This window comes from Cyanobacterium sp. IPPAS B-1200 (genome assembly GCF_001747005.2).
GTDB lineage: Bacteria > Cyanobacteriota > Cyanobacteriia > Cyanobacteriales > Cyanobacteriaceae > Cyanobacterium.
Genome location: NZ_CP182899.1, coordinates 1,888,636 through 1,906,126 on the forward strand (window position 1 = coordinate 1,888,636; position 17,491 = coordinate 1,906,126).

At 36.7% G+C, this 17,491-nt stretch carries 14 protein-coding genes; 6 read left to right on the top strand and 8 right to left on the bottom strand.

Annotated elements, in window-relative coordinates; translation table 11 throughout:
- Positions 1 to 18 precede the first annotated feature (18 nt).
- Both A5482_RS08630 and A5482_RS08635 read left to right on the top strand, forming a co-directional pair.
- A complete protein-coding gene (locus A5482_RS08630) occupies positions 19 to 1,140 on the top strand; it encodes a SpoIID/LytB domain-containing protein (protein ID WP_069790536.1) in 1,122 nt (373 codons plus the stop codon).
- Positions 1,141 to 1,154: 14 nt separating this feature from the next.
- Positions 1,155 to 2,504 (top strand): metallopeptidase TldD-related protein, encoded by a 1,350-nt coding sequence (locus A5482_RS08635; RefSeq protein WP_069790535.1) that lies wholly within the window; start codon positions 1,155 to 1,157, stop codon positions 2,502 to 2,504.
- Positions 2,505 to 2,632: 128 nt separating this feature from the next.
- Here A5482_RS08635 and A5482_RS08640 read toward each other — a convergent pair whose 3' ends face one another.
- From A5482_RS08640 to A5482_RS08665, 6 genes are all read right to left on the bottom strand, one after another.
- Positions 2,633 to 3,535: a heme o synthase gene (locus A5482_RS08640; RefSeq protein WP_069790534.1), complete on the bottom strand. Its 903-nt coding sequence runs from the start codon at positions 3,533 to 3,535 to the stop codon at positions 2,633 to 2,635.
- A 163-nt stretch (positions 3,536 to 3,698) separates the two neighbouring features.
- Complete coding sequence (locus A5482_RS08645; protein ID WP_069790533.1) at positions 3,699 to 4,616, bottom strand: COX15/CtaA family protein; 918 nt, start codon at positions 4,614 to 4,616, stop codon at positions 3,699 to 3,701.
- Positions 4,617 to 4,923: 307 nt separating this feature from the next.
- A complete protein-coding gene (locus A5482_RS08650) occupies positions 4,924 to 5,568 on the bottom strand; it encodes an HAD-IA family hydrolase (RefSeq protein WP_069790532.1) in 645 nt (214 codons plus the stop codon).
- Positions 5,568 to 6,122 carry an NUDIX hydrolase gene (locus tag A5482_RS08655; RefSeq protein ID WP_069790531.1) on the bottom strand — a complete coding sequence of 185 codons (555 nt, stop codon included), beginning with the start codon at positions 6,120 to 6,122 and terminating at the stop codon, positions 5,568 to 5,570. The genes A5482_RS08650 and A5482_RS08655 overlap by 1 nt, the downstream gene beginning before the upstream one ends.
- Complete coding sequence (locus A5482_RS08660; RefSeq protein WP_069790530.1) at positions 6,123 to 8,387, bottom strand: hypothetical protein; 2,265 nt, start codon at positions 8,385 to 8,387, stop codon at positions 6,123 to 6,125.
- Positions 8,388 to 8,498: 111 nt separating this feature from the next.
- Positions 8,499 to 10,085: an ArnT family glycosyltransferase gene (locus tag A5482_RS08665; protein WP_446684754.1), complete on the bottom strand. Its 1,587-nt coding sequence runs from the start codon at positions 10,083 to 10,085 to the stop codon at positions 8,499 to 8,501.
- A gap of 105 nt (positions 10,086 to 10,190) precedes the next feature.
- On the opposite strand from A5482_RS08665, the gene A5482_RS08670 reads away from it, so the two are divergent.
- From A5482_RS08670 to A5482_RS08680, 3 genes are all read left to right on the top strand, one after another.
- A complete protein-coding gene (locus A5482_RS08670) occupies positions 10,191 to 11,297 on the top strand; it encodes an LptF/LptG family permease (protein ID WP_242411931.1) in 1,107 nt (368 codons plus the stop codon).
- A gap of 174 nt (positions 11,298 to 11,471) precedes the next feature.
- Entirely contained in the window at positions 11,472 to 12,254 is a 783-nt protein-coding gene (gene trhO / locus A5482_RS08675; RefSeq protein WP_069790528.1) for an oxygen-dependent tRNA uridine(34) hydroxylase TrhO, read from the top strand.
- 186 nt (positions 12,255 to 12,440) lie between these two features.
- Positions 12,441 to 14,162, top strand: a complete 1,722-nt coding sequence (locus A5482_RS08680; RefSeq protein WP_069790527.1) for an Rqc2 family fibronectin-binding protein — start codon at positions 12,441 to 12,443, stop codon at positions 14,160 to 14,162.
- A gap of 6 nt (positions 14,163 to 14,168) precedes the next feature.
- On the opposite strand, the gene A5482_RS08685 is transcribed toward A5482_RS08680, so the two are convergent.
- Entirely contained in the window at positions 14,169 to 15,272 is a 1,104-nt protein-coding gene (locus tag A5482_RS08685; protein ID WP_242411930.1) for a vWA domain-containing protein, read from the bottom strand.
- Positions 15,273 to 15,913: 641 nt separating this feature from the next.
- On the opposite strand from A5482_RS08685, the gene A5482_RS08690 reads away from it, so the two are divergent.
- Complete coding sequence (locus tag A5482_RS08690) at positions 15,914 to 16,717, top strand: hypothetical protein (RefSeq protein WP_141712671.1); 804 nt, start codon at positions 15,914 to 15,916, stop codon at positions 16,715 to 16,717.
- On the opposite strand, the gene A5482_RS08695 is transcribed toward A5482_RS08690, so the two are convergent.
- The gene (locus A5482_RS08695; protein ID WP_069790524.1) at positions 16,710 to 17,429 is read right to left on the bottom strand and encodes an LmeA family phospholipid-binding protein; all 720 of its coding nucleotides are present in this window, start codon (positions 17,427 to 17,429) and stop codon (positions 16,710 to 16,712) included. The two genes, A5482_RS08690 and A5482_RS08695, sit on opposite strands and share 8 nt — an antisense overlap.
- Positions 17,430 to 17,491 lie beyond the last annotated feature (62 nt).

Consider the following 17,491-nt stretch of genomic DNA (forward strand, 5'->3'; position numbering starts at 1 on the left):
CGAAAAAAAAGAGATACTATGTGGAAAAATTTGACCCTTCAATTAGCATCAAAACTAGGAATCATCGCCTTTTTCTGGATGATACTCTTTTCTAACTCCGCCCAAGCAGCCTTAGAATTAAGGGTAATGGTACGTAAGAGTGCCAACAGTTTACCCATCGGAAGTTCGACAACCGCAGTGGTAAAAGGGGGAAATGGTGCAGTATTAGGGCAGGTAGCCGCCAGAAACTCTTTTAATGTTCGTGCCAATGGAAATAATGTTAATTTAGGGCAATGGAATTCTAATCGCATTTGGTTAGAACCCACAGGAGATGGGGTAGTATGGATTGGGGATAAATGGTATAGAGGTAGAGTTTTATTAGTTAAGGAAGGTAGTGGAGTTACTGCCATTAACTATGTTGACATGGAAGATTATTTATATAGTGTGGTGGGGGCAGAAGCCATTCCCAGTTGGCCCCAAGAAGCCCTCAAAGCCCAAACAGTGGCAGCCCGTAGTTATGCCCTCCATCAAAGAAATAACTCCCGTAACTCTTTATACGACCTTGACACTACAACGAGAACTCAGGTATATAAAGGATTAAGTAGTGAATACACTACTACTCACCAAGCCGTTAAGGCAACAGCCAATCAGGTTATGACTTATAACGGTCAAGTAATTTTAGCAGTATTTCATTCCTCTTCGGGGGGACATACGGAAAATGTGGAAGATATTTGGACTTCCCCCTTACCTTACCTTAGAGGGGTGGTAGATTATGATCAAACTTCTCCTGTATTTGCTTGGAATAAAACCGTTACTCCCAATCAAGTTAGTAGCGCTTTGGGGGGAGTGGGAAATATTCGCTCGATGGTGCCAGAAAAAACTACTCCTCAAGGTAGGGTGGTATCTATGCGAGTAGTGGGAGATTCTAACACCCGCAGTGTTAGGGGTACAGATTTAAGACAGGCTTTAGATTTGCGTAGCACTCTTTTCCGTGTTTCCCTTGGTAATGGTGGGGTACAAGTTTCGGGAAGGGGTTTTGGCCATGGTATCGGTTTAAGTCAATGGGGTACTTATTATTTGGCTCAAAATGGTATTAATTATCAACAAATTTTAGGTCATTATTATCAAAATGCCCGACTTTCTCGATTACAAACTAGATAAATTTTATATTGGAAATGACCACAATATCTCCTCTTCAGGATTGGGAAACGTCTTTTGATTATCTCTGCACTGCTTTAATAGGGCAATTGGCAAATGACCAATATTTGGTTTTTGAGTTGACGGCAGAAAATACTCATTTTGTTCGTTTTAATAATGCTAAGGTGAGGCAGACAGGAATTGTGGTGGATGGGCTGGTGTCCATAAAGATGATTGCGCAGGGGAGAATTGCCTATGTTGATTTTCCTTTGACGGGGGATAAGGAGATTGATTTATCCGTTGCCCAAGAATCTTTTGATTATTTACGGGCAGAAATTTTTGAACTTCCCCCAGATCCTTATATTGTGTTACCTTCTAATCAAGGCTCTTCCTATGAGGTATATGAGGGAAATTTACTTCATCCTGATGAGGCTGTGAATCATATCTTACCTGTGGTGCAGGGATTGGATTTTACGGGGCTTTATGCGTCGGGGAGTTTGATTCGGGCAAATTATAATTCTTTGGGGCAAAAACATTGGTTTGCTACGGAGTCTTTTTTTGTGGACTATTCTTTGATTAATACAAGGGATAAGGCGATTAAGGGTTGTTATTCGGGGCGTAGTTGGGATGATGAGCTTTTTCGGAAGCACATTGAGGAGGAAAGGGTTTTATTGCAACGGTTAGATTTGCCCATTCATGAGGTTTTACCTAATTCTTATGGCACTTATCTCGCCCCTGCGGCGGTGGCTGATTTGTTACATATGTTTTCGTGGGGGGCTATAGGAGAGGCTTCTATTCGTCAGGGGGGTAGTTTTTTGTCTGCCATGAGGGATAAGGGGAAAAGTTTATCTTCGATGTTTAGTTTGCAGGAAAATTTTGCGGGGGGTAGTGTGCCTCGGTTTAATAATTTTGGGGAGATTTCTCCTTTATGTTTGCCTTTATTTCAAGGGGGAAAATTGGTCAATACTCTGATTAATAGTCGTACGGCGAAGGAGTATGGCTTGAGGGAAAATGGAGCGAATGGGGGTGAAACGTTGCGATCGCCCGAAATACTGGCAGGAAACCTTAAATCGGAGAATATTTTATCTGCCATAGGTACAGGATTATATATTTCTAATTTACACTATCTCAATTGGAGCGATCGCCCTAGTGGCAGAGTAACGGGCATGACTCGTTATGGTTGTTTTTGGGTAGAAAATGGCAAAATAGTCGCAACTATCAAAGATTTACGATTTGATGATTTTATGAGCCAAATTTTTGGGGATAATCTCGTTGATTTAACTGATTTTCAAGAGTTTATTCCTAATATTGGCACTTATGGAAATCGCTCTCTTGGTGGTAGTCTTCTACCCGGTATCTTATTAAAAGCCTTTACTTTTACTCTTTAGAGCGAAATAATTTGGTATATCAGGCAGCAGCGAATAGTTCTTTAATTTAACTATTTCTTTTTAATTATCATAACACCGTAGAAAAAGGACAAAAAAATGACTTTCTTCCACGGTGCCAAATAACAGTTTTAAATTAGGCTATCAACTACCATGCCTGTACATAGCAACATCATATAAAGAATAGAGTATTTAAACATAGATTTTGCTCTATCTTTATCCTCTGGTTTTTGTTGTAATTCCCATGCTTTAGTTATGAACAAACTACCCAGTGCGATCGCACTTATGAGATACACTAATCCAGAAGTATGCAGAGGATAAACCAGAACAAAACTAAATACCACCGTAATGATAGTATATACCCAAATTTGTTTAACAGTAGGTTCTGCTCCTTCTACCACAGGCAACATCGGCACATTTACCTCCGCATAATCATCACTAATCATCAAAGCCAAAGCCCAAAAATGAGGAGGAGTCCATAAAAAGATGAGGGTAAAAATTGCCCATGCACTCCAACTCAAATCTCCCGTTACCGCTGCCCAGCCCACTAGGGGAGGAATAGCGCCTGCAGCACCACCAATGACGATATTTTGGGTAGTATGACGTTTTAGCCAATGGGTATAGATGAGCATATAAAAAACGATACCAGATACTGCCAAGAGGGCAGAGAGAAGATTTACCCACACAGCAAGGAGAGTAAAAGATGACACACCTAGTAAAGTACCGAATATAAGAGCATGGGTGGGATGAACTTTTCCTGAAGGAATAGGGCGCTTACGGGTGCGCTTCATTTCATAATCAATGTCTTGATCATATATGCAATTAAAGGTTTGAGCGGATGCCGCTGCCAGAGTACCTCCCAAGAGGGTAATTATCAATAAAAATGGGTCAATATCTCCTTCGGAAGCGATAAACATTGAAGCGGCAGTAGTTATTAACAGTAGAGGAATAATCCTTGGTTTTGTAAGCAGATAATAACTTTTAATTACTTCCCTAAAATTTTCGTTGCGAGGGTTTAAACTTGTTCCAATCATTATAATTTTTGTTGTGAATCGATGGTTAATGTGTGATAAAAATTGCCTTTGTTTGTATCTACTGAAAATGATTTGCTATGGATGCTTTTAACGGTAAAAATTGACCATAGAAAACTTCTAAAATATCAAAATAAGCAAGACAAAATAAGGTTTTATGGTTTATTTATTGATAGCTTACTTCTGAATCTCTACTGGCAAACACACTAAAAGATACTAAGCTGCCAAACAACGCCGCTCCGATGGTATGATGAGCGATAGTTAGTGGCTCTACTTGAAGGTGAAGATAAAAGGTTGCTACCCCCAAAAGAATTTGACTCACCAGCAATAGGGAGATAATTTTGGCAAGGTTTCTCAGTTTTACCGCCAAAGCAGGGGTACGCCAAGAGAAAATGATTACTGAGAGGGTGGCAATGGTGGGGGGAAATATCCCGATGATGTGACTATTCATGACAAAACAGAGTTGCCCTCCTGCCAAACATTGATGGGCTGCCCACTGACTGGCTACTAAACCCCCTAAAATACATTGAACATACACAAGGATACTGGCAATAATACTCATGCCCTTGAGGTTGCCCACGGTGGCTGTGCCTTGGTAGGGGCTGATTTTACTGCCGATAAATACAAGGGTAGCAAAAAATAGTAGGGCTGTGCCTAGATGGGCGGTGACAATGTCAAATCTAAGTAGCTGAGTGACGGTTAATCCCCCTAATATTCCTTGGAAGACGATTAAGCCGAGGGCGAAGGTGGATGCCCATGGTAGCCAACGGGGTAGGGCTGATTTTTTCCACCATGATAATCCTGTAAGGGCGATCGCACTTAGCCCGATAAATGACGCATCTAGGCGATGAAACCACTCTAGGAATACCTGTAAATTCATCTGTTTGGTGGGTACTACCTGCCCATAACAAAGGGGCCAATCTGGACAGGCTAACCCTGCATTCATTACTCTGGTAGCTACCCCAATAGCCATTAAAAGCAAAGTTGCGATCGCCATTTTCCACACTAACCATAACACCCATTTTATCGGTTTGCTAGGTTGTGCAGATCGGGGGATTGATGTATATAAAATAGATTCCGTCATACTAAACAAGGCAATTGATAACTGTACTTTTGATCCTAGCTTAAGATCTATTTCTGGAAACTTGACCTACTTTTTATATTTTTCCCTGATTATCTTTACAAAACTTTACAATAGAACAGGGGGTAAGTATCAAGTTATAGGCTTATCTTTTGCCAAAAGTCACTATTCTCAATTATCGATTAACACCATGACTCCACTTTTTCTGTAACCCCTGATTACGAAGAATTCATGTGTGATTTTCACCTAATATTTATCACCTAATAAATACCTTATTTTGACACTATCTTAATTTTTAATGACTTAATAACTACTCTCTGGATAACCAAAAAGACTTCATTCCCACAGCTTTTGCTCCCCAATAATCTTCTTTTTTACTATCCCCAATATACCAAGCATTTTCAGGGGGACAATTATAATTATTGAGTGCTTTAATAAAAATATCTGGCTGAGGTTTAGCGACTCCTGACAAGGATGAGATGGTAATACTAGAAAAATATTGACTTAAATCAAGACTGTCTAAAACCGAAAAAATACGAGTATCAAAATTAGAAATAATACTGAGTTCAATTCCTTCTTTTTTCCATAAATTTAAATTGGCTATTACATCACCATAAATATACCAAGGTTTCTCCGTAGCAAAATGTTGATATAACTCCACAAAAAAATCATCAAAATTAGTAAAATCATTTAATAAATTTAATGACTCAAAAGTATTTTTAGCGATTTGTTTCCACCAGTCAAACTCAAGGGATTTTACTAGGGCTTCTTCTTGGGTATCAAAAGAAAGAGGGGAAGAATCTTTAAAACATTGATAAAAGGCTTGATTAACTAACTCGCTGTCATAATCAACACCATATTTTTTTGATATTTCTACATAAGCCCAACCAACATTATTTTTCACCCCAAAAAGAGTGCCGACGGCATCTAAAAATATTACTTCTGGTTTCATCATCAATTTTGCTCTAAAAAACGACGGGCTAAAAAATAGGCGGTGACTGATTTGGCATCAACTTCACTCCCACGATAGATAATTTCTTCTAACTCCTCTGGTGACATTAACACAACCTCAATATCTTCGTCCTCATCTTGATTAGGAGGGTGGGGTAATTGCTCTAAATTTTGGGCAAGAAAAGCGTAAATATATTCATCAGAATAACCCGGGGCGAGGGGGAATTTACCAAGGTTTTGCCATTGGTGGGCTTTGTATCCTGTTTCTTCTTCGATTTCTCTTTCAATGGTGGAGAGGGGGCTTTCTCCTTTTTCGATGGTACCCGCAGGAAACTCAAAAAGTCTGCCTTTGACAGCAAAGCGATATTGACGTACTAATACCAGTTTACCTTCTGGGGTGATGGGTACAGCTAATGCACCCCCCGGGTGACGAATACATTCCCATTCTCCTTCTACACCGTTGGGTAATCGTAGTTTATTTACTTCAAATTGAAATTTTCTGCCTTGAAAAAATAGCCGTGAGCCGAGATTTTGGGGTAATTCTGGTATTATTGACATCTATTTTTCTGTGCTTTCTTCAAGGTTTATTGTATTCTCATCGGTGTCGGAGGGCAAATCTTTTTCTGGTTCTATCACCGATTTTCGCTGATTTTTGATGTCAATGAGTTTTTCCATTAGTTTTAACCAATTTTCTTCTTCAGGGGTCAATTCTTGGTTAATAAGGATGTCTGAGATAGATTTCTGTTGGGGGGTGTCGATGGTAAAAATTGGCAAATTACACAGTTGAGGTAAATCCCATTTCCACAGTTTGAGGGTTTTATCATCGCTTCCTGTAATAATTAAAGTGCGTGCTGCATCGCAGATCCCTTCGGGACCGCACCCTATCCTAACATGGCGAATGGGTTTTTGATGACTTTTTAGCACTCCCATGGATGCGCCATCGGGCAAACTCCACAACCTGACGGTATTATCTCGGCTTCCTGTGGCGAGTAAGTTACCATCCTGACTAATATCCATACACCAGATAGCCCCTTGATGCCCCTCTAGGGTAGCTTTTAGGATACCAGTGCCTAGTTGCCAAATCTTGATAGTATTATCTTCGCTGACGGTAACGAGGGTTTGTCCATCGGGGGTAATTCCCAACTGCCAAATGGTGCCTTGATGCCCTTGGAGGGTGGCTTTATTTTCCCCAGTGGATAATGACCATAATTTTACAGTACCATCTTTACTGGCACTGGCAAGGGTTTCATTAGATGGACAAACAGCGAGGGATGTAATGGCGCCTTGATGCCCCGTGAAGGTATATTTATTTTCTCCGTCAGGAAGACTCCACACCCTAACGGTATGGTCATTTTTTCCGCCCCCTGCCATTAATAAACTATTGTTTTTGGTAATCAGAGTGCATTCTACCTCGGTTTTGAAACCTGTGAGGGTTTTGTAGAGTTTACCAGAGGGGTATTGCCACAGACGGATTTCTCGATAACTAGCACTAGCCATTATTTTACAGTCATCGGTCATGGATAGGGACCAAACGGAGGCGTTATTGGCGGATAAATTGGTTAGATTATTACCTTCAGGAATGCGCCAAACTGATACGGTTTTGTCTCGGCTACCACTGGCAAGGGTGATGTCATCTGCCCCCAAGGCAAGGGTTGTAACTCCTTTTAGATGTCTTTTGAGGGTGGTAATTTCTTCGCCTTTTTGGGTATCCCATAATTTTATGGATTCTCCCCCAGCACTAACTAATATTTTATCATCACTGGTAAGGGCGATCGCACTGATACTATCCCCATGATTCCAGTCATAAACACAGCGAATTAACTTCCCTTGAGGAATAGATTTACCTTTAATTTTGAGGGCAAGGTTAAGTATCTCGTTAAAAACACCTTTTTCCTCTGGTGCTTTAGGTAACCAACGATTATTTTTGAGAGTTTTGACAATTTCCAAACTCCAGCGCACAGGCACAACGGTAACCAATTCCCAAAGGGTTTCCCAATTTCTAGCCGAAGCCAATACCTCTAATATTCTTTTCCACCTCTGTGCCGAAATAGTTGCTATCCTTCTCCCTTCTTTCCCTCCGAGTAACATCCATAACCACTCCAAACGTTTTAAACCCATGCCATGGCTATCTATTCTTTCTTTCAAATCATCAGGTGCATGGTAATAAACCTCCTCCAAAAGATGATAGTCGGGGTCAATTTCTTGATAACGTTCCCATTGTTCAGTAAAATAATAAAATAAGGCCGACTGGGAAGGCTCAAGGGGTCTATAATTAACCTCAATGGCAATATCTAAAGCATCCTGATTGTTTTCCTCACTAGCCAAACGACACACATGGGCTTGTAAATCTTCGTCACTCAAAGAAGTTAACCATTCCCTCGCCTTTTGTCTGATTTCCCCTTCCTTATCCTTTAATAAATCCAAAAGAATTTCTACCACCTTGATTTTATCTTCTTCCTCAAGTATTCCTTGCCACCCTAACGACACCGCCGTTAATACCCTTAGTTTTAGAGGGTTATAAGCAACCCATCCTTTCAGTTTAATTAATTTAGTTAACTCTATTTCTCTATTCTCTGCCCACAATTGACAAACAGTATTAATCAAGGATGTATCTTGTAACTTGATTTGTCGTAGGGTATTTAATACCCCGTTTCTCACGTTTTTATCTTCACTAAAAATTAACGCCTTAGTTAGTATTTCAATGGATTGAGGGGTTTTGATTGCCGATAATTCTTTGATGGCTTGTTGTCTAAGGCGATCGCCCAATAGGGGAATTTCGCTGTATAATTTAGACTCTAGCTTAGTTAGTTTTTCTGTGTCCATTGAAACCTATCCACAATCATTTTTCTAATTTATTATACTAACTATTAACAATCCCTAATATAAATTACTAATTCTCCATCCAAAACCTTGACCAAATAACCATACGGAATTTCATTTTAAATCATCATTAGTAACGAGCAAATTTTGCCCCTCATAAACATAAAAAGTTTCCACCACCCCCCCCCCTCTTAACAAGGGAATTTCTGTAACAAAATTAAAACTATCGAAATATTCCCCCCACTCATTGATTAGTACATCATCCTGCCCAAAAACTTTTAGCGTAATAAATAAACCATCATCCCCCTTGAAATCTTCCAGAGGTTGCCAAAACTCGAAACCCCTCACATCATCACCAATGCAAGTAATGGGCATATCTATCATATCTTCATTTTGTGCCAATCCCATGGCAACATAACCTCCCAGATAATAAGCATTAGTAAAAACAAAATCACTATTACTAAACGCCTCCCGAAACTCCGAAGAAGAATTTAGCCTTTCCCCCAACTGCACCACATCAATTAATTCTGTGGAAGGATCATTTTCTGGAGCTAAAATACCCATAGATAAAAGAGGACTGGGTTTTTGTAGCGCTCCCGTCGTAAAGTGTAATAAACCAATGGTAAATAGAGTATAAATAAAAATGCCCGAAAAAACTAACCAGTTTTTTATCCTACGAGGAAATTCTCTATGCCAAGCACACACATAATGCCCAAACATAATAGTCAAACCCCAAAAACCAGGCATTGCCCATGTCGGTAAAATTTGAGTAAACGCCCCCAACAAAGTAAAACCAATCACCATAGGAAAAGATACCCACAAAATTAGGCGACTAGGGTAATGGGGGCGACTAAAAATTTCAATCAGAAATGAGCGTATGGTTATCCACCATAAAGGAATACTAAAACTAGGGAATAAATAAGCGATTCCAGCAAGGAAAAAAAGAATCAGATTAAGAATATTTATTTGTATATCTGTAGAGGATTCAAAACGCCCTGAAAGTTGAAAACCAAAGGATACCCAATCATGTTGCCAATTCCAATACCATAAAGGGAAAAGAGTCAGTAAGAATAAGCCAAAAGATAACCATAACCAAGGAGAGGAAAATACCCGCCGATATGGTTTACTACTGAAACAAAAACCCACTAATCCTAAGCCTAAGACGAAACCATGATACTTACTCAGACAAGTTAAACCCACCAAAATACCAATAATGGCAATACGGTAAGAGGGTTTATACTGCCAATGAGAATTAAAAAATTCTTCACTAACTACATATAATGTTAATGTCCAAAAAAAGATTAATGGTACATCGGGTAAAGTCAGGATTCCAAAAGCAATTTGAAATATAGGGATTAGGGATGCAATGACAAGTGCAAAAAAGCCAGCAGACTGGTTATACATCTTTTTGCCTGTCAGATACAGTAAATATAGGCTACCAGTGTGTAGTATTAAGGTGCCAATCCGAATGGTAAATTGATTAACAATACCCGTTATCCAAACTCCTATTCCCGTGGTTAGTGCTACTAAAGGAGGATGATCAAAATAACTCCAGTCTAAATTTTTGGCGTAGAGATAATAGTACGCCTCATCGTAGCCCGGATTTAGGAAAAAAGCAATTATAGAACGAACAATTAACCCTATTATCAAGATTATATATACTTTTTTCTGGATAGTTTGGGTGTTTTTGCTGATAATCATTAATATTGGAACAGGTTTGATAGTGTTACGATAGCAATATCTTGATAAGATATGTTGATTTGAAAATTAATTTTACTGTGAATGCGTCGGTTTAATCTATCAATAATGGATAGCTACATTTTGAGGGAGTTTATAATTCCCTTTACTTTCTGTGTAGCTATGTTTTCTTGTGTGGGAGTTGCGATCGCCACTATATCTGATTTGTCCCATCGAATTATAGAATCTAACCTACCACTTTTTTCTGCCCTTCAAGTCTTTATTCTCAAATTTCCTGAGTATGTGGGTTATGCCCTACCTTTCTCCGTATTACTAACATCACTTCTTACTTATAGCCGTCTGAGTAAAGATAGCGAATTAATTGCGTTGCAAAGTAGTGGTATCAGCCTTTATAGAATTATTGCCCCCACTATTGTCGCCAGTCTGGTTATTACTCTGGTTACTTTTGCTTTTAATGAGTTGATTATACCGCCATCTAATTATCGAGCTACATCTATCCTTGCGGGAGATTCAGGAATAGTAAATAAATATACCGTACAACAAGATATTTTTTATCCTCAATATGAGGAGGTAATAACCCCTGATGGGAAAGTGAAACGAGAATTAAAGAGTCTTTTTTATGCCCAAGAATTTGATGGCAGGGAAATGCAAAATATTACGGTAATAGAAACTAACAATCATCAATTAGAAAAAATTACTGTATCAGAAAGTGGTAATTGGAATAATAATGAGGATGAATGGGATTTTTCTAATGGGGTTATTTATGACATCAAAATGAATCTATCTCAAATTAGTAGTAATTTTTTCCAACATAAAAAGATACCATTACCCAAAACCCCTTTAGAATTAGCCTCAAAGAGTAGAAGCCCCTATGAAATGAATATTCGTGAATCTTTTGAATATATCGAGATTTTAGAACAAGTGGGCAACCAAAAAAGTATTCTGATGTATCGTGTACGTACGGCACAAAAAATATCTTTTCCTTTTATCTGTATCATTTTTGCCATGATTGGTTCTGCCATTGGAGCAAAATTTAATCAAAATAATAAGGGTACAAGTTTTGGTTTAACGGTGTTAATCGTTTTTGGCTACTATCTAACTAGCTTTTTTATCGGTAGTCTTGGTTTAATTGATGTACTCTCACCCACTATGGCGGCATGGCTTCCGAATTTTATCTGTTTTGGTGTCGGAGTTTATTTATTGACGAAGTCTTAATGAAAAGCAAAAATCATGTTTCTAGTTTTTGCAAGGATGCAAAAATAAGCTAATCAAAATTAATTTTGGTGATATAATTATTGAGAATTAATAAACTATGGTGGATAACTGTTGCCAAATTTACCTTGTTAGTTTGATTAATTTACCTTTCAGAATATTGAGACTAGATAAGATATGAAATTTACCTTTGCTTCTTTTTATCACTTTATCCCATTAGAAGACCTTGAAATATTACAAGAGAAGTTACTACATTTATGTAATGGGTTAGGGATAAAAGGGACTATTTTGATTGCCCCTGAGGGGATTAATAGTAATATCGTGGGTTTGAAAGAAGCTGTTGAAAAAGTTGTCAGGGAAGTAAAAAAACTTCTTGAGAATCAGGAGTTTGATGTTAAATATTCTCAGACTAATAATATGCCTTTTGAAAGAATGAAGGTAAAAATTAAAAAGGAAATTATCACTTTTGGGATTCCTGAAGCGAATCCTAACGAGCAAGTGGGTACTTATTTATCTCCCCGTGAATGGAATAAATTAATTTCTCAATCTGATGTGAAGGTAGTAGATACTCGCAATGAGTATGAGGTGAAAATCGGTACTTTTAAGAAGGCGGAAAATCCCCATATTCATTCTTTTCGGGAATTTAATAACTATATTGATGATAATTTGAAGGAAAATAAAGAGCAAAAGGTAGCTTTATTTTGTACTGGGGGTATTCGTTGCGAAAAGGTGACGGCTTTAATGCTGAAAAAAGGTTTCAAAGAAGTTTATCATCTCAAGGGTGGTATTTTAAAATATTTAGAGGAAGTGCCTGAGGAGGAAAGTTTGTGGGAGGGAGAATGTTTTGTTTTTGATGATAGAGTGGCGGTTAAGCATGGTTTGCAGGAGGGTAGTTATCAACTATCTGAATGCGGTAATCCTGTTAAAAAGGAATATATTGACAATGTGAATAATGGATAACTCAAACAAGGGGCAATAAATAATAAAAGGGCGTTGCAAAGGTTATGGTATAAAACATGGTGGAATTATCGTAATAATTCAGGATTCAGAATATTGTCACCAACTTCAATTAAATTCAGCACTTTTAAATTTAGCAATACCAATTAAAGCTAGTCTCCTAATACTTATCATCTAATACTAATTAATATGCAACCTGTTGACTATACAACCCTTGTGGCAATCTGCCATTCTCTAAATGCCGAATATATTCCATCTCGTTTAGAACAGGTGTATCAGTGCGATCGCACTTCAATCTCTTTATGTTTACGTAGTCTCAAAAAAAAATCATGGTTAACCATTGCATGGCATCCCCAAGCCGCCCGAATATGTATTGGGAATCCTCCCCCCCGCAAAAAAGATACTTTCACTTTTAGTGAACAACTGCGCCACCTCATTAGCGGTTATGCTTTGATTGGAGTAAATATTGTTAGTGAATGGGAGAGGGTTGTTGACTTACAATTTGCCCAACGCCCCAACGAAAAACCCTTATATCATCTCTATGTAGAAGTGATGGGGAAATATAGCAACGTTATCCTTACCAACGCCCAACAACAAATTATCACCGTTGCTAAACAAATTACCTCCGCCAAATCCAGTGTGCGCACCGTGGAAACCAGTCAACCTTATCAACTACCCCCACCCCTGACGGGTAACACTCCCAAAATAGAGGAATCTTTCACCGACTGGCAAGAAACCGTTAACCTAATTCCTGGCAGACTCGATAAACAGTTGATAAAATCCTATCGAGGAGTAAGCCCCACCATTGCCAAAGAATTGATACATGAAGCTAATATAGAATTATCTATACAAAATAACCAACTAACTCCAGATGAATGGAAAAGTCTTTATCAACAATGGCAAAAATGGTTAGCCACTATCCACCAAAAAACTTTTTATCCCCATACCACCCCATTAGGTTATAGCGTATTGCCTCCCCATGACCAAAATATTGTCAAGAAAAATTTACAAGAAATAATTGATGATTATTATACCAAGAAAATTAACCAAGAAAATTTCCAACAATTACAGCAACAACTACAACAAAAAATAAAAAATATTGCCAAAAAATTACAGGTAAAAGCAGATAAATATAAAGATAAAATGAACCAATCTGCTAACTCTGATATTTACCGTACCCAAGCAGATTTATTAATGGCAAATCTTCACCAATGGCAGATAGGCAGTGAATCAATTATCCTTGATGATTTTACCACAGGAGAGCCTATAAAAATTCCACTAGCCCCCGATAAAAATGCCATCCAAAATGCTCAAGCCCTTTATAAAAAACATCAAAAATTAAAAAGAGCAAAAGATGCTGTTAAACCTTTATTGGAAGAAGTAGAAGAGGAAATAAATTACCTTCAACAAACTTTAAATAACGTTTTACAACTAGAAAATAATGACATAGAAGACTTTGAAACTTTAGAAGAAATAAAAGCCGAATTAATTAGTCAAAAATATATAGAAGATAATCAATATAGACAGTCAAGTAATAATCAAGAATCTCAACCCCGTGCCTTTAAAACCCCTTCCAATTTTGAGGTATTAGTAGGAAGAAATAACAGACAAAATGATTTATTAATTTCTCGCATCGCCACAGATTATGATTTATGGTTTCATGCCCAAGAAATTCCAGGTTCTCATATTTTACTAAGATTAAATGCAGGAGATATTCCTGACGCAAAAGACTTGCAATATACTGCTAATATTGCGGCTTATTATAGTCAAGGAAGGGAAAGTGATCAAGTTCCAGTTATTTATACAAAACCCAAATACGTATATAAACCCAAGGGGGCTAAACCAGGTATGGTAATCTATAGTAATCAGACAGTTATTTGGGCAAAATCATCTGATTTTATTGGTAATTAAGATGTTTTAATTAATAGAAAATCCTTTGGCTTTGAGTTGATTATAAAGAGTTTCTATCATTAAACTTTCAAGGGTTGTATTATCTTCTAAAATAGGTCTATTTTGAGTAATATATTGGGTTCTTTTTTCTGATAGTTCATTAATTTCTGTCTTGATTAGTTCTCGTTTTTGGATCATTTCATTAATTATATCTCTTAGTTGGTTAGTGGTTAAAGAACGTAAATTTTCTGGTAATGTATTGGTATCTATATCACTTAAATTAACAGTATTAGAGGCGATCGCCTCTACCAAATCCCAATTACCAGTGTTATAGTTGGATGTAGTCTTGGTAATAGCCCTATTTAAACCAGCACTGGGAGAAGGACTAGAAAAGGCATTCACATCCTGTTGTCTTTGTCTCTCAAAGGAAACGATGCCCTGCTCACCATAGGGAATGTAAGTTTCATTTAATTCTTGATTAAGTTGTCTAATTTCCCCATCATAGGGAGTAGGAATATCGACAATACGTTCATTTTGGTCAATATTGAAATAACTTCCCTTACCTACATCAGCACCCCTAGCCCAAAGATTGCTTTCAGCATTTTCTGCATCTCCACAATAAATAGTATTAATAACAATATCTTTGCTTGACGCTAAATTTATAGCACTTTCCCAAGAAATATTACCTTGATCAAAAGGCTCATTTCCAGCGATAAAAATAGCTCTAAAATCTTCATTATTAGCACTCCATTCCAACTCTTTAATAGCTGAATTAATTACCCATCCTGCATATTCTTGTCCACCATTTGTTTGGATAGAAAACAAATTTTCTGAGACTACATCCAAATCATTTGTTAACTGAGTTAACATTCTATTAAAACCTTCAGTGGATGGTAAACCATTATTTCCATAATGATAAAGAGAGACTTCAAAAAGTGGAGTTTCACCATTTTTAGTTACTTTAGAGACAGCATTAATTACTGACCAAATTTGAGTACGAGTTTGTTCTATCAAACCATCCATACTATTACTAGAATCTAATAAAATAGCTATTTGTATTTTAGGTTTATTATCTGTAATATTTTGACTACTAATAATAGAGTCATTTTTCTCAATAGGTGGTTGTCTCAATATTATTTGTTCTTCTGCATTTATATTTCTAGTTATTGTGAAATAAACAGCAAAACAGCATAGAAAAATAAACGTCATTATATTCATAGTTTTAACTCCTTCGTTACTTTATTTTTCATTTTTAAAAATATATTTTATGACTTATGGTTATTAGAATATAAGTAGGTAGGTGTAATTAAATCGATCTAGCCAAAAGGTTTAAGCCTTTTATTAATAAAGGTTTTGGTAATACTAAACCCATCATTAATAACGCCAACTTACTTACACCCTCAAACATTTATATTATAGATAAAATTGATTAAAAAAGTCTGCACTGTTAATCAAAGTTAAAAGTATTATAAATATATTTGAAATAATAATATTACTTTATTTTCATTAAATCTACTAAATCAGGATACAGTAATTACACTTGTTTTTACAAAATAAATATATTAATACTTACGTGCCATACCTTTTGAAATATAGTTTTATAAAACTTTTTTAAACCTAGAAAAACATAGAAAAATAGACATTATAATGATTGCAATATGAATAAATTTGATGGCATTTTTAAAAAAGTTTATTAATTTAACTATTTAAATTCAAATTTAGTTTTTCATAATCAAACTCAACTCTCATAAATTTGAAAATATAAATCCATTATGATGATCAACATTAATAAAACTGTTCAATATACTTTAATTTCTGTGGGAGGACTTCTGATGACTTCTTCCGCTGTTTATGGTGCTAATCTCAACCTTGATTGGAATAACACGACTTTTGTGGCGGGAGGACTAAATCAAACTTTCTCCGTGGGGCAAGGAGAAGTTAATTTACAATTTTCATTGAAAAATGGTTCCAGTTTTGCTAGTTTTGAAAGAGTATCTACCCCTAGATTAACGCAAACATTAACGGGTACAAATCCAGGAGTTAGCTTACACCTCCAAAGAAAACCTAGTACGGATCAAAATAACAGAGGTAGTATAGAATTAAAGACCAGTTTTCTTCGCTACAATAAAAGTATTGTTAAGGGTCTAACTTTTGATATTTTTGACATAGACCGTTCCGCTAATCTTCCAACATCAGGTACTCCAAACCCAAGTACTTGGCAAGATAGAGTAATTGTCAAAGGGTTTTTGGGTGGAAATGAAGTTACTCCTACTTTTACTATTTTCGATACTAACAATGTAAGAAAAGTTGGTGACTTTACTTTGGACGGAATTAGAAATGTAGGTAACACGGCAAATGGTGGTAATGTCAGAGTATCCTTTGCCGATAGTATTGATAGTTTTATATTGACATTCACTGATAATCCTAGCCTAGTCACTACTACTTCTCCAAGTAGTCATGGAATTGGTATTGGCAGCATGAGTTTTCAGACTGTCCCTGAACCTAGTATGATGAGCGGATTATTGTTATTTGGATTTTTAGGTTTAGCTGGAAGCAAAAAAAAGTCATCTAACTAACTACTTTGATTTTACCTACGCAGTGTAATTCTTGTGAGGAAATAGTTAACTCTGACAATGAAACATCGTTACCTAAGTCTATAACTAAATCATCAATTACACTGTTATTCAAATCTTTGAAGCCATCTATTTGTACATTTGTAAGCACTAATTTTTGTTCGTCTTTTATATCTAGATTGCTAATAATAGTTAAATGATTAATGGAGTTATCTAAACTATTAATTAACTCTCCTGTGATAGTCATTTTTTGAGTTTCTATCATAATACCATTCCACTCAATTTTATATTTTTTGATAATTTCTTCTGCATTTTTAATTCCTTCATTCTCTAATAAAATTTTCAGCATATCGGTTAAGCCTTGAGTCAGCAAAGAAGATTGAAGGGATGTTTTTAATTCTTGGGCGGTAATAACCACATTTCCTGAAACGAAAATAGGGTGTAATAGTTTTAAGGGTTTTCCTCGTAAAATTCCCCCTAAGTTAACAGCGATATTTTCTGTGCTAACAGAAGCATAATTGATAAGAATACCTTGATAATTGGCTTCTTTTGCAGTTAAATTTATTTGGTTAATTTTCCCTGAAAGAATTTGTTTATCTCCCGCATCAATCAGAATATCTAAGTCACGAGTGAATTCTACTTGGGTGCGAATCCATAGTTTAACGGCAGGGGAAAGGAAACGAGATATTATGTCTGACTTTTTGCTGGTATTCATAATAATTTGAAAGTTGACCAATGAAAAGTTTACAATGAAGGAGTTACCAAAAAATAGTTTTT

What these genes read in the sequence shown, in the direction of transcription:
- A5482_RS08695 (WP_069790524.1), bottom strand. Translation starts at nt 17,429, where the DNA reads ATGAATACCAGCAAAAAGTCAGACATAATATCTCGTTTCCTTTCCCCT.
- A5482_RS08680 (WP_069790527.1), top strand. Translation starts at nt 12,441, where the DNA reads ATGCAACCTGTTGACTATACAACCCTTGTGGCAATCTGCCATTCTCTA.
- A5482_RS08665 (WP_446684754.1), bottom strand. Translation starts at nt 10,085, where the DNA reads ATGATTATCAGCAAAAACACCCAAACTATCCAGAAAAAAGTATATATA.
- A5482_RS08660 (WP_069790530.1), bottom strand. Translation starts at nt 8,387, where the DNA reads ATGGACACAGAAAAACTAACTAAGCTAGAGTCTAAATTATACAGCGAA.
- A5482_RS08670 (WP_242411931.1), top strand. Translation starts at nt 10,191, where the DNA reads ATGGATAGCTACATTTTGAGGGAGTTTATAATTCCCTTTACTTTCTGT.
- A5482_RS08690 (WP_141712671.1), top strand. Translation starts at nt 15,914, where the DNA reads ATGATGATCAACATTAATAAAACTGTTCAATATACTTTAATTTCTGTG.
- A5482_RS08645 (WP_069790533.1), bottom strand. Translation starts at nt 4,616, where the DNA reads ATGACGGAATCTATTTTATATACATCAATCCCCCGATCTGCACAACCT.
- A5482_RS08640 (WP_069790534.1), bottom strand. Translation starts at nt 3,535, where the DNA reads ATGATTGGAACAAGTTTAAACCCTCGCAACGAAAATTTTAGGGAAGTA.
- A5482_RS08655 (WP_069790531.1), bottom strand. Translation starts at nt 6,122, where the DNA reads ATGTCAATAATACCAGAATTACCCCAAAATCTCGGCTCACGGCTATTT.
- A5482_RS08630 (WP_069790536.1), top strand. Translation starts at nt 19, where the DNA reads ATGTGGAAAAATTTGACCCTTCAATTAGCATCAAAACTAGGAATCATC.
- trhO (WP_069790528.1), top strand. Translation starts at nt 11,472, where the DNA reads ATGAAATTTACCTTTGCTTCTTTTTATCACTTTATCCCATTAGAAGAC.
- A5482_RS08635 (WP_069790535.1), top strand. Translation starts at nt 1,155, where the DNA reads ATGACCACAATATCTCCTCTTCAGGATTGGGAAACGTCTTTTGATTAT.
- A5482_RS08650 (WP_069790532.1), bottom strand. Translation starts at nt 5,568, where the DNA reads ATGATGAAACCAGAAGTAATATTTTTAGATGCCGTCGGCACTCTTTTT.